This window comes from Sandaracinus amylolyticus (assembly GCF_021631985.1).
Lineage (GTDB): Bacteria > Myxococcota_A > Polyangia > Polyangiales > Sandaracinaceae > Sandaracinus > Sandaracinus amylolyticus_A.
In genome coordinates, this window is sequence record NZ_CP070225.1 from 9928467 (window position 1) to 9940664 (window position 12198).

The 12198-nt window shown below is 72.8% G+C and carries 13 protein-coding genes; 11 read left to right on the forward strand and 2 right to left on the reverse strand.

What is annotated here, in order from left to right; translation table 11 throughout:
- The 3 genes from I5071_RS42200 to I5071_RS42210 are packed head-to-tail and all read left to right on the forward strand — an operon-like array spanning position 1 to position 2738.
- Complete coding sequence (locus tag I5071_RS42200; RefSeq protein WP_236519065.1) at positions 1 to 1557, forward strand: UDP-N-acetylmuramate--L-alanine ligase; 1557 nt, start codon at positions 1 to 3, stop codon at positions 1555 to 1557.
- Between the two features lie 45 nt (positions 1558 to 1602).
- Entirely contained in the window at positions 1603 to 1890 is a 288-nt protein-coding gene (locus tag I5071_RS42205; RefSeq protein ID WP_236519066.1) for a hypothetical protein, read from the forward strand.
- A 32-nt stretch (positions 1891 to 1922) separates the two neighbouring features.
- Entirely contained in the window at positions 1923 to 2738 is an 816-nt protein-coding gene (locus I5071_RS42210) for an inositol monophosphatase family protein (RefSeq protein WP_236519067.1), read from the forward strand.
- On the opposite strand, the gene I5071_RS42215 is transcribed toward I5071_RS42210, so the two are convergent.
- Complete coding sequence (locus I5071_RS42215; RefSeq protein ID WP_236519068.1) at positions 2735 to 3586, reverse strand: TrmB family transcriptional regulator; 852 nt, start codon at positions 3584 to 3586, stop codon at positions 2735 to 2737. The genes I5071_RS42210 and I5071_RS42215 overlap by 4 nt on opposite strands.
- 106 nt (positions 3587 to 3692) lie before the next feature.
- On the opposite strand from I5071_RS42215, the gene I5071_RS42220 reads away from it, so the two are divergent.
- From I5071_RS42220 to I5071_RS42245, 6 genes are all read left to right on the forward strand, one after another.
- Entirely contained in the window at positions 3693 to 4904 is a 1212-nt protein-coding gene (locus tag I5071_RS42220; RefSeq protein WP_236519069.1) for a dipeptidase, read from the forward strand.
- 21 nt (positions 4905 to 4925) lie between these two features.
- Entirely contained in the window at positions 4926 to 5552 is a 627-nt protein-coding gene (locus I5071_RS42225) for an SCP2 sterol-binding domain-containing protein (protein WP_236519070.1), read from the forward strand.
- Positions 5553 to 5735: 183 nt separating this feature from the next.
- Complete coding sequence (locus tag I5071_RS42230) at positions 5736 to 7007, forward strand: FHA domain-containing protein (protein ID WP_236519071.1); 1272 nt, start codon at positions 5736 to 5738, stop codon at positions 7005 to 7007.
- A gap of 155 nt (positions 7008 to 7162) precedes the next feature.
- Entirely contained in the window at positions 7163 to 8320 is a 1158-nt protein-coding gene (locus I5071_RS42235; RefSeq protein WP_236519072.1) for a hypothetical protein, read from the forward strand.
- Positions 8317 to 8976: a class I SAM-dependent methyltransferase gene (locus tag I5071_RS42240; protein WP_236519073.1), complete on the forward strand. Its 660-nt coding sequence runs from the start codon at positions 8317 to 8319 to the stop codon at positions 8974 to 8976. The genes I5071_RS42235 and I5071_RS42240 overlap by 4 nt, the downstream gene beginning before the upstream one ends.
- Before the next feature lie 35 nt (positions 8977 to 9011).
- Positions 9012 to 9716: an expansin EXLX1 family cellulose-binding protein gene (locus I5071_RS42245; RefSeq protein WP_236519074.1), complete on the forward strand. Its 705-nt coding sequence runs from the start codon at positions 9012 to 9014 to the stop codon at positions 9714 to 9716.
- A 7-nt stretch (positions 9717 to 9723) separates the two neighbouring features.
- Here the strand turns inward: I5071_RS42245 and I5071_RS42250 are convergent, their stop codons facing one another.
- Positions 9724 to 10764, reverse strand: a complete 1041-nt coding sequence (locus I5071_RS42250) for a 3-oxoacyl-ACP synthase III family protein (RefSeq protein ID WP_236519075.1) — start codon at positions 10762 to 10764, stop codon at positions 9724 to 9726.
- A 69-nt stretch (positions 10765 to 10833) separates the two neighbouring features.
- On the opposite strand from I5071_RS42250, the gene I5071_RS42255 reads away from it, so the two are divergent.
- Complete coding sequence (locus I5071_RS42255) at positions 10834 to 11544, forward strand: hypothetical protein (protein WP_236519076.1); 711 nt, start codon at positions 10834 to 10836, stop codon at positions 11542 to 11544.
- Positions 11541 to 12188, forward strand: a complete 648-nt coding sequence (locus tag I5071_RS42260) for a hypothetical protein (RefSeq protein ID WP_236519077.1) — start codon at positions 11541 to 11543, stop codon at positions 12186 to 12188. Before I5071_RS42255 ends, I5071_RS42260 begins: the two co-directional genes overlap by 4 nt.
- The last annotated feature ends 10 nt before the right edge of the window (positions 12189 to 12198 follow it).

Below are 12198 nucleotides of genomic sequence, written 5' to 3' on the forward strand. Positions count from 1 at the left end.
GTGATCAACGCTCGCGTGGAGCGCGTGCGCGATCTCTCTCTGCGCGCGCAGCGCGTGATCGCTCCGTCGTGTGTCGCGCACTGCGATCCTCCGCGCGTGTCGTGGTATCGGTGCGCGATGCACGTGCACCTCATCGGCGTCGCAGGCACCGGCATGGGCGCGCTCGCGGGCTTGCTGCAGCAGGCGGGACATCGCGTGAGCGGGAGCGACACCGCGTTCTATCCGCCGATGGGCGAGGCCCTCGCGCGCTGGGGGATCGAGACGCGTCGCGGATGGGATCCCGCGAACGTCGCGGATCGACCCGACCTCGTCGTCGTCGGCAACGTGTGCCGCAAGGACAACCCCGAGGCGCGCGCCGCGATCGACGGAGGCCTCGCGTACACGTCGATGCCGGGCGCGATCGAGACGCTCTTCCTGGCCGAGCGTCCGGGCTGGGTCGTCGCGGGCACCCACGGCAAGACGACGACGACCGCGCTGCTCGCGTACCTGCTGCACGGGCTCGGTCTCGATCCCGGCATGCTCGTCGGCGGCATCCCGCGCGACTTCGGCGAGAGCTTCCGCGTCGGCGGCGCGCGCGCGCCCTTCGTGATCGAAGGCGACGAGTACGACAGCGCGTTCTTCGAGAAGACGCCGAAGATGTGGCGCTACGAGCCGCACGCCGCGATCCTCACGTCGATCGAGCACGATCACGTCGACATCTATCCCGACGCATCGAGCTATCGCGCGGCGTTCGAGGGCTTCGTCGATCGGATCCCGGAGAGCGGAACGCTCGTCGCGTTCGCCGGTGATCCCGAGGTGCGCGCGGTCGCGTCGCGCGCGCGCTGTCGCGTGGTCTGGTACGCGTCGAGCGGCGACGACACCGGCGGGATCGATCCGACGTGGCTCGCCGCGCCGATCGCGGCGCAGGGCGGGATGCAGCCCTTCGATCTCTTCGTGGGCGGCACGTCGTGCGGGCCCGTGCTCTCGCCGCTGCCCGGCGCGCACAACGTTCGCAACGCGGTCGCGACCATCGCGCTGATCTGCGAGACGAGCGAGGGCACGATCCCGGTGCAGGACGTGCTCGCGTGCCTGCGTCGCTTCTCGGGCGTGCGGCGCCGGCAGGAGCTGATCGGAGAAGCGCGCGGCGTGCGCGTCTACGACGACTTCGCGCACCACCCGACCGCCGTGCGCGAGACCCTCGCCGCGATCCGCACGCGTCATCCCGAGGGCGCGCTGATCGCCGCGTTCGAGCCTCGCAGCGCGACGGCGTGCCGCGCGATGCACCAGCGCGCGTACGAGGACGCGTTCCACGACGCCGACCTCGCGGTCCTCGCGCCGCTCGGTCGCTCGAACGTGCCCGAGGCGGAGCGCCTCGACGTCGCGGCGATCGCGAACGCGATCCGCGCGCAGGGCGGCGATGCGATCGCGCCGCGTGATCTCGACGAGCTGATCACGACGATCACCGCGCGCGCGAGCGCGGGCGACACGGTGCTGCTCATGTCGAACGGCGACTTCGGCGGGCTGCACGATCGACTGCTCGCGGCGCTCGCGCTCCCCGGCAGCTCTGGCCAGCGCTGAATCCCGCGAGCCCGGGACGATGTGACGCTCTCGGAGGTCGTCGTGATGGACGATGCCGAGAGCGGCGCGATGTCGCCCGCGTTCCCGCACACCGCCGACTGGATCGGTGCGGTGGGCGCCATCTTCCCGTTCTTCTTCAGCTATCGGCCGGGCGGAGTGCCCGACTGGGTGGCGATCGCGGGCGGCTTCGTCGCGCTGGTCGCGGGCGCGTTCACGGTCTCGCTGCTCAAGCGCACGCCGCCCGCGCTGCGCACGCCGCGCATCGTCGCCACCGTCGCGCTGCTCACGATCGGCTCGCTCCAGCTCGTGCTGCGCGGCTTCGGTCTGATTTGACGCGGCCGCACGAGAAGACAGATTCGCGCGCCATGACGACCTCCGAGCTCGAGCGATGGATCGACGAGGCGCGCGCGATCGCGTTCGACGCGGGACAGCTGCTCGCGCGTGCGTGGCGGCGCGGCGGGCGCGTGACGCAGAAGGGCGCGATCGATCTCGTGACCGAGCACGACCTCGCGAGCGAGGCGTTGATCACCGCGCGGCTGCGCGCGGCGTTCCCCGAGCACACGATCGTCGCGGAAGAAGCGGGCGGCGAGATCGCGCGAGGGCTCGCGTGGTACGTCGACCCGCTCGACGGCACGACGAACTTCGCGCACGGGCACTTCGTGTTCTCGGTATCGATCGGGCTCGCGCGCGACGGCGTGCCGATCGGCGGCGTGGTGCACGCGCCTGCGATCGGGATCACGTGGTGGGGCGCCGAGGGCATCGGCGCGTTCCGCAGCGTCGGCGGCGTGATCGAGCAGTGTCGCGTCTCGGAGAACGACACGCTCGGGAGCTCGATCATCGCGACCGGCTTCCCCTACGACCGCGCGATCGACCCCGACAACAACCTGCGCGAGAGCGCGCGCATCATCCCGCAGGTGCAGGGCATCCGTCGCCTCGGCTCGGCCGCGATGGATCTCGTGCTGGTCGCCGACGGAACCTACGACGGCTACTGGGAGCAGAAGCTCGCGCCGTGGGATCTCTGCGCCGGCGCAGCGATCGCGAAGGCGGCGGGCGCGACGCTCACCGACTACGAGGGCGGCGCGATCACGTTGCGCCCCAAGAACCGCGTCGTGTGCACCAACGGCCGCGTGCACGAGGTGCTGCGGCGCGAGGTCCTCGCCGCCCGCGCGGATCTCGCCTAGGACGAGCGCGGCGGGTGGACGACGCCGAGCTCGGCCTTCTCGCCTCGGCCGAGCAGCGTGTCGAGGCGGCCCACGCGATCGCCGAGCATCGCGGCCATCGTCGCGCGCGTGTCCCAGTGGTGGCGCTGCGCGAGCAGCGTGATGTCGAGCGCGATCTGGCTCGTCGCGATCTCCGCGATCGCCGCGGTCTCGCTGATCACTGCGTTGTCGCTCGGCGCGCGCTCGGTCGCGCCGATCAGGGTGCGCCGATCGTCGCTGACCACCACGAGGCGGTGCTTCCAGAAGTCCTCGAGCGCGCGCTCCTCGAGGCCGTAGCTGAAGTGCGTCCCCGGGATCTCGGAGGAGAGCGCCGAGTGCGAGAAGATCACGATCGCGACCCCGCGCCGCGCGCTCTCGCCGAGGGCGTCGACGAGCATCGTCAGCTCGCGCGGCCACCCGGTGATCAGCAGGTTCGTCTCCGCGGTGCGCACCAGGCGCTCCGCCTCTTCCATCACGCGCTCGTAGCCGCGCACGCTGAACGCGTCGGGGACCTCGAGCGAGACGTCGAGCCCGGCGATCGCGCTCTCGAGCGACTCGGCCTGGCCCTCGAAGCGCTTGCGCAACAGTGCGAGCAGCGTCTCGGGGGGCGCCGCGACGAAACGCTCGGGGGTGCCGGCGATCGATCGTGCGGCCCCGACCGCGACCAGGCGCCGGAGCGCGCCGTAGACCGCGCTGCGTGGCACCTGGGCGCGCTGACCGACCTCGTAGCCCGTCTGCGGCCCCCAACGCAGCAGCGCCGCATAGGCGCGCCCTTCGTTGAGGCTGAACCCCAGCGCGGTCAGCGCATCGACGACGTCCGGCTCGGCCATCGGGCCGCTAGTGTCGCCATGGCGGCCCTCCCGTCAATCGGTGACGCGCAGGAAACGGGAAGTACCATCGGTGCGGCGGCGGTTCGGACCGGGCGGGAGAGGGCGGATGCGGAGGCTCTGGGCGTGGGCGATCGCGGTGCTCGTGGGGTGCGGGCCCGCGGCGGAGCCGGCGCCCTTGCCGGTGTTCGCGGAGGCGCCTCGGGCTCCGAGCCCGAGCGCGGAGGTGCCGGCGAGCACGGGCACGCTGTTCATCGACACGCATGCCGACACCACCCAGCGCATGCTCGACATGGGCGACGATCTCTCGAGCCGCCTGCCCAACGGCCACGTCGATCTCCCGCGCATGCGCGAGGGCGGGCTCTCCGCGATCTTCCTGTCGATCTGGGTCGATCCCCGGCGCTACCACGGCGAAGAAGGATGGGCGCGCGCGCTCGCGCTGGTGCGCACCGTGCGCGACTTCGCCGCCGCGCATCCCGACGACGCCGCGCTCTGCACGACCGCCGGCGAGGTCCGCGCCGCCCACGCCTCGGGCCGCATCGCGCTGCTGATGGGCCTCGAGGGCGCGCACGCGCTGGGCGATGCCGACGACGACACGCTGATCGCGCGGCTCGGCGAGCTCCACGCGCTCGGCGTCCGCTACGTCACGGTCACGTGGACCGGCGACAACCGCTTCGGTCACGCGTCGACCGGCGGACATGCATCGCGCGGCCTCACGCCGCTCGGCCGTCGCCTGGTGCGCGAGATGAACCGGCTCGGCGTGATCGTCGACGTCAGCCACGTCAGCGATCGCACCGCGCACGACGTGCTCGACGTCACGACGCGCCCGGTGCTCGCCTCGCACTCCGCGACCCGCGCGCTCTCCGAGCACGTGCGCAACGTCCCCGACGATCTGATCCGGCGCATCGCCGCGGGCGGCGGCGCGGTGTGCGTCAACTTCTACGCGCACTTCCTCGACGCCGACTACGGTGTGCGACGTCGCGCGCTCGAGCACGATCACCACGGCGAATTCGCGCATCTGCGAGGCCGCTCGTGGCAGACCGCGACCGAGCGCAACGCGATCGCCGCGCGCATCGATCCCGCGCTGCGCCCGCCCGCGGTGCGGGTGCTCGCCGATCACCTCGCGCACGTCGTCGAGGTCGGAGGGGAGGGCGCGGCGTGCCTCGGCTCCGACTTCGACGGGATCTCCGAGCTCCCCGAGGGCATGCAGGACGTCGCGGATCTCCCGCGCCTCGTCGAGGAGCTCACGTCGCGCGAGCTTCCCGTCGCGGCGATCGGGGGCGAGAACGTGCTGCGGGTGCTCTCGGCGCAGACCGAGTGAGAGGGTATATTCGCGCCCCTCATGACCACCGAGCCCCTCGCCTTCCTCAAGAACGAGATCCCCGCCCACTTCGCCAAAGGCATCGACGCGCTCAAGGCCGCGACCGGCCCCACCGCGGAGGCCGACCTCGACGACGTGATCGCCGCGCGCGCCGCGCTGCGCATCGTGGTGAAGGGCGAGGGCGAGTCGTGGCTCCGCGTCGAGAACGGCGCGCTCACGGTGCACGACGGCAAGCCCGAGGGCGTGCCGGTGCGCGGCGCGATCGAGCTCGAGGGCGCGGTCGCGCGCGAGGCGCTCGGCCTGCTCACCGCGAGCGGCCGCATGGACGATCCCCACGCTCCCAAGCGCTTCGCGCGCCTGTTCTCGGCGCGCGCCGAGAAGATCCTCGAGGGCCAGAAGCTCGAGTTCCACGTGATCCTGAAGGACGTTCCGGATCGCGACGAAGACGTGGTGATCCGGATCGGCATCGGCACCGACACGCCGCCCGCCAAGCCGCAGTTCACGGCGGCGATCAGCTACGACGACATCGAGGACATGCGAGAGGGAGACCTGACGCCGCAGCAGGTGATCGGGCGTCTGCGCCTCACCGGCGATGCATCTCGCGCCATGGCGCTCGGGATGATGCTGATGCAGCCGCCGAAGAAGTGAGGCGCGAGGGAGCGTGAGCCGCCCGCGCGCCCCATCCAATGCGGGCGCGCGGATCTCCGGATTTTTCCGGGCGAGCGTCGCGCGATCCAGGAACGGGTGACACACCGGAGCCCCGCCCCCGATGGGCGCGGCGCGCGTGTACGGCGTGCGGCACCCCTCGTGCTTCGGGCATCGGTGCCCCCGATGGATCGCGCCGGTGCCATCGCCCTCGTCCCCCGAGCGGTCGTCGTCGGTCGCGCGCGCGACTGCGACGTGGTGATCGACGACCCCACCGTCTCGGCGCACCACGCGCGCCTCCGGTGGGACGGCGAGCGCGTCGCGATCGACGATCTGGGCAGCGCGAACGGGACCTTCGTCGACGGGCGGATGGTCTCGGCGACGCGCATCCGCCCGGGCGAGGAGGTCGTGCTGGGCCGCGTGCCGCTGCCCTGGGGCGCCGAGAAGATGCGCGCCTTCCTGCGCGCCGGTCCGCGCCGCACGACGCTCCGGAGCAGCACGCTGCGCGGGCGACCGCTCTGGGGGCGCCGCTTCGTGTGTGGCGCGTGCGGGACGCGCGGGCTCCTGCCTGCGGGGTTCGATCGCGGGGAGCTCGTGTGCTCCTCGTGCGGCGCGCACCTCGTGCTCGGCGAGGATCGCGGAGATCCGCCGCGCGTCCGCGCCGCGCTGGTGGGCGCGGGCGCGGTGCTGACCCTCGTGCTCGCGGGGATCATGGTCGCAGCGTCACCGGCGCGCGCCGAGCACGCGTGGGCGCGGCTGGGTGCATGGCTGGGCCTCGTGAGCGAGCCGACGCCGGCGGCCGCGTCGAGCCCCGAGGAAGCGTCGATCCGCGTGCGCGTCGCGCCGCTGGTCGCGGCGTCGATCGATGCCGGGCATCCACGCACCCGCAACCTCGCGGTGCGCATCGCGGCGAGCGCGGGAGGGCCCTTCCACGTCGAGCAGGTCGCGCGTGTGTGGTCGCACGTGCGTCGCGAGTGGCGCTACGTGAGCGATCCCCGCGGCGGCGAGTACTTCGCGACCGCGAGCGAGACGATCGAGAACGGCCTCGCCGGTGACTGCGACGACTTCGCGACCGTGATGATCGCGATGCTCCAGGCGATCGGCGGACAAGCGCGCATGGTGATGGTCGACGGCGACGGCGGTGGGCACGCGTACGCCGAGGTCTGCGTCGATGCGTCGGCGGAGGACGTCGCGCGCCGTCTCGCCGCGTTCTACCGGAGCCCCGATGCGCCGGAGCGCGTGGAGCTCGGCGACATCCACTATCGCAGCGACGGAGCGTGCCCGGTGTGGCTCAACCTCGACTGGAACGCGCGCGCGCCGGGCGGGCACTACGGTCGCGAGCGCTGGGCGGTCGCGATCCATCCCGACGGCCACACCGAGACGCTCGCGCCGGCGGCCGGCGGCGGAGTGATCGGCGTGGTGCCCGAAGAAGTGCGAGCCAGCGCCGCGCCCGAGTGAGCGATTGCGGGAGTGCTCGTCCCGCCGGTCCGGGACGGGAGCGCGCGAAGCGCGCGGACGGTAGGAACCGGCGGGCGAGCCGATCATTCGAGCGCGACGGCTCTGCTCGAAGCCCGTGATCTGCGAGGCCGGGTGCGCTAGCTTCGCTCGCTCCCATGCGCGCGATCGTCGCCGTCTCGCTCGTGCTCGCGCTCGCGTCTTCCGCGGTCGCGCAGGACGTCGCGCCCGAGGAGACCGTCGCGCCCGAGGAGGACGTCGCGCCCGAGGAGGCCGTCGTCGAAGAGCCGACGGTCGGCGAGGCGACGCCACCGGATCCGGCGCCCGAGCCGGTCGTCCCCGCGCCGCAGGAGCCGCTCAACCTCGGTGGCGGCGCATCGCTCAGCCCGCCACCGCCGCGGGTCGAGCCGCTCTTCGAGGATCGGCCCCTCGTCGTGCGCGGCACGCGGCTGCTCGATCAGCGATGGGGCGATGCCGCCGACGGTCGCGTCGAGCCGCTCCATGCGTATGCCTCGTTCGCGTTCTTCGCGGGGCGCGTGCACGGCAGCGACACCTTCGCGATCGCGCCCTCGATGGGGCTCCGCCTCGCGCTCACGCCCGAGCTCGACGTGAGCGCGAGCTGGGTGCTCGCGTACGGCGTCGCGAGCGTGCGCGGCGAGTTCGACGGCGGCGACGCGGAGCCCGAGCCCTACCAGGGCGACGTCGAGCGCGTCGAGACCGGCAACCCGACGCTGACGTTCTCGTGGGCGCCGCGCTGGGAGTCGATCGCGCTGCGCGTCGGGCTCGGGTTCGCGCTCCCGGTCGCGGCGCTCGCGCAGGCCCCGACCGATGCCGCGAGCGCCGCGCAGCGCGACGCGTCGTCGATCGTGCACGACGCGATGCTCGGCATGTACGGCGGGCGCGACCCCTGGCGCTTCCTCCCCGAGCGAATCGCGTTCTTCGTGCCGGCGCGCATCGCGTTCGGCAACGATCTCGTCGCGGGCGCGGTCGACGTCGCGGGCGGCTTCACGCTCCCCGTGCTCGGCGGATCGGGCGACGTCGAAGCGGTGCTGCAGATCGCGGGCGACGTCGCGTTCGCGGTGGTGCCCGATCTGCTGCGCGCCGGGCTGCGCGGATCGATCGCTGCGTGGGGCCTCGGCGGCGAGAGCGAGCGCTACCAGCCCGCGCTCGAGCCCTGGGTGCGGCTCGCGCTCGGGCCCGCGTTCGCGACGGTGCGCGCGACGTTCGCGCTGGGCGGGGACCTCGGGTTCGGCAGCGGCGACAGCGAGCTCTGGGCGATCCACGTGGGCGGCGGCGCCGCGCTGGATCGCGAATGAGCGATCGCGATCGCCTCTCGCTCGTCGCGCACGCGGCGATGCCGCTCTGCAATCCCCTCGTGCTCGCGGAGCTCGATGCGCTGCTCGAGCGCGCGCCGGTCGCGCCCGGAGAGCGCGTGCTCGATCTCGGCGCGGGGCGCGGTGACGTGGCGCTGCGGGTGCCCGGCGCGCGGCTCACGCTCGTCGATCGCTCGGAGGTGTATCTCGACGAAGCGCGCGCGCGGTCGCGAGGCCGAGCGCACGTCGAGCTCGTGCTCGCGGATGCCGCGACGTACCTCGAGGCGCTGCAGGGAGACATATCACTCGCGGTATGTCTCGGCGCGAGCCATGCGCTCTCTGGTATGGATGCCGCGGCGCGCGCTCTCTCGCAGCGCGCGCGCAGGGTGTTGATCGGCGACCTCGTCTCGCTCGGTCCGCGCGCCGAGGAGACGTTCGGCGCGCCTCGCCTCGAGTCGCTCTCGCTCGGCGCGCCCCACGTCGTGCTCGGCCCGGAGCGCGTGCGCGCCTACGAGGACGCGTGGTCGCGCGCGGTCTCGGCGCACCTCGAAGCGCATCCCGACGAGCCCGCGGCGGAGTGGGCGCGGGGGCGCATCGCATGGATGCGCGAGCACGACGACGTGCTCTCCGAGCTCGCGTTCGCGGCGTGGGTGCTCTAGCGGCCGCAACACGCATCGAGGCACGATGCGCATGGATGACACGCCGTGCGCAGCTCCTCCTCGTGCTCTCGTCGTTCGTGGTCGCGTGCGGAGGGGACGACGGCGTCCCCCACGTGCCCGGTGAGTGCATCGCGTTCGACGAGCAGCGCGGCGAGGGCACCTACTACGACGCGACCGGCGCCGGCGCGTGCAGCTTCGACGTGCAGACCGGTGGGGGCGAGCTCCTCGTCGCGGCGATGAACGCCCCGCAGTTCGCGGGCTCGAGCGTGTGCGGCATGTGCGCGCACGTCGTGGGCCCGTCGGGCGAGGTCACGGTGCGCATCGTCGATCTCTGCCCCGAGTGCGCGCGCGGTGATCTCGATCTCTCGCCGCAGGCCTTCGATCACGTCGCGGAGCGCTCGCTCGGTCGCGTCCCGATCACGTGGCGCGAGGTGCCGTGCGACGTGAGCGGCCCGATCGAGTGGCGGATCAAGGAGGGCTCGAACCCGTGGTGGACCGCGGTGCAGGTGCGCGAGCACCGGCATCGCATCGCGCGCGTCGAGCGCCTCACCGCCGAGGGCGACTGGGTCGAGGTCCCGCGCGTCGACTACAACTTCTTCGTCGACGAGACCGGCTTCGGCGAGGGGCCTTACACGCTGCGCGCGATCGACGTGCACGGGAACGTGCTCGAGGACACCGGGATCGAGCTGCGTGAAGCGGTCGATCAGCCCGGCGCGGCACAGCTCCCGACGTGCGAGTGATCGAAGCTCAGATCCTCATGAGCACCGAGCCCCAATTGAGGCCGGCGCCCAGCGCGAGGAAGCACACCAGCTGGCCCGGCTCGAGCCGGCCGTCGCGCATCATCTCGTCGACCAGGATCGGGATCGTCCCCGCCGACGTGTTGCCGTAGCGCGCGATGTTCGAGGGCACCTTCTCCGGTGCGATCCCCAGCGCCTGCCGCACCGACCCGTTGATGCGGTCGTTCGCCTGGTGCGCGACGAACCAGTCGATGTCCGCGAGCTTCACGTCGTGCTTGTCGCAGACCTCGTGCACGACCTTCGGGAGCAGCGTCACCGCGCTCTTGAAGAGGTCCTTCCCCTTCATGGTCGGGATGTGCGAGTCGATGCTCGCGTCCCAGTAGTGCCGCCGCGTGAACATCCCGCCGGGCACCCAGATCTGATCCGCCGCGCGCCCGTCGCTGTGGTTCACCGCGCCGATGAACCCGTGCCCCGGACGATCGCTCTTGCGCAGCACCAGCGCGCCCGCGCCGTCGCCGAAGAGCACCGCGATGCCGCGATGCTTCGTCGCGAACTCGTACTCCTCCGCGGTCGGCTTCGTGTCGCCGAGCAGCGCGTCCCACGCGTACGGCATGAACCCCGCGTGCGCCTCCGCGCCGACGAGCAGGATCGTCTTCGCCGCGCCCGACGCGACGAGCCCGTCCGCGAGCTGCATCCCGAACGGCATCGCCGCGCACTGCTGCCGGATGTCGAGCGCGGGCACGCCGGGGATGCCGAGCTTCGCGCCGAGCAGCGCGCCCGATCCCGGGAACGCGTGCTCGGGCGTCATCGTCGCGAAGATCACGTAGTCGATCTCGCGCTTGTCGATGCGCGCGCGCTCGATCGCCTTCTCCGCCGCGATCACCGCGAGGTCGCTGACGCCCTCGCCCTCGGCGACGTAGTGGCGCTGCTCGATGCCCGAGCGCGGCTTGATCCACTCGTCGCTCGTATCCATCACGCGTGCGAGCTCGTCGTTCTTGATCGGACGTCCCGGCACGTGACGTCCCGAGCCCACGATCGTGATTCCCGGCATGCGCTCGAATCCCCTTGTCGCTTCCCCTCGGGAGGGGCCGGCACCGTAGCAAAGCCATCCGAGCTGGCCATGACGCGGCGCGTCGCGCCCAAGGTCCTCGCCGAACGTCCGGTCGCACCCTGCATGACCTATCGGGACGCGACGGATGCAGCGAGAGAGCGGCGTGACGCGCTTCGCCGCGAGCTCGCGGAGATCGATCGAGCCATCGCCCACGACGCCGCGCTCCGTGCGCAACGACACGCTCTCGCACAGCGCCTCGAGCGCGCCGAGCGCGACGTCGATCGTGCCCGCGCCAAGGTCGCGCTCCCGCTGCTCGCGAACGTGCGCGTCGCGAGCCCGTGCCCCGCGCGTTGGGACGAGATGAAGGGCGACGATCGCGCGCGTCACTGCGCGTCGTGCGACAAGACCGTCTTCGATCTCTCGGCGATGACGAGCGACGAGGCCGAGACGCTGCTGCGCGCCCACGGTGTCGCGACGAACGGCGGGATGTGCGTGCGCTTCCATCGTCGCGCCGACGGCACCGTGATGACCTCGGACTGCAGCGTGGGCGTGGCGCGCGCGCGACGGCGTGGTTGGGCGCTCGCGGCGGGCATCACCGCGGCCGCGGGGCTCGGGGTGCTCGCGGGCGGCGCGTACTTCGTGACCAGCAGCACCGTCATGGGCGAGGTCGAGCCGGTGTACGTGCAGGGCGGCATCGCGCCGATGCCGATGCCCGAGCCGCGCGCGACCAACGTCGGGCCCGACCCGCAGCCCGAGGTCGTGCGCGCGGAGGCGCCGTGAGCGACGAGCTCGCTGCGGCCCGGGCGAGGCGCGACGCGCTCCGCGACGAGCTCGCGCGCCTCGATCGTGCGCTCGACGAGACCGACGCACAGCGGGCCCGGCGCGACGAGCTCGCGCGCGTGCTCGACGACGCGATCGATCGCACTCGCAAGCGCACGCTGCCGCTGCTCTCGCGCGTCCGGATCGCGAGCCCCTGCGACGCGCGATGGGAGGACATGAAGGGCGACGACCACGCGCGTCACTGCGCGTCGTGCGACAAGACCGTCTACGACTTCTCGGCGATGCGCGCCGACGAGGCCGAGGCGCTGCTGCGCGCGCACGGCGAGTCGCTCTGCGCGCAGCTCTTCGAGCGCGCCGACGGCACCATCCTCACCGCGGACTGCGCGGTCGGCGCGCGCCGCAGGATGCGCCGCAAGCTCCTCGCCGCGACGGTCGCGACGGTCACGATGGGCGTCGCATCGCTCGCCGCGGCCGCGGTGCTCGCGCCGGCTCGCGAGAGCCCTGCGCTCCACTGTCAGCTCCGTCTCGACGAGGCGATCGCAGCGCGCGACGCGCGCGAGCAGATCACCCGCCCGCGCGCGTCGCCCAACACGCCGTTCGCGCAGGGCCGACTGCGTCGCGGCGGCATCCGCATCCGACGCTGACGAGCGCTCG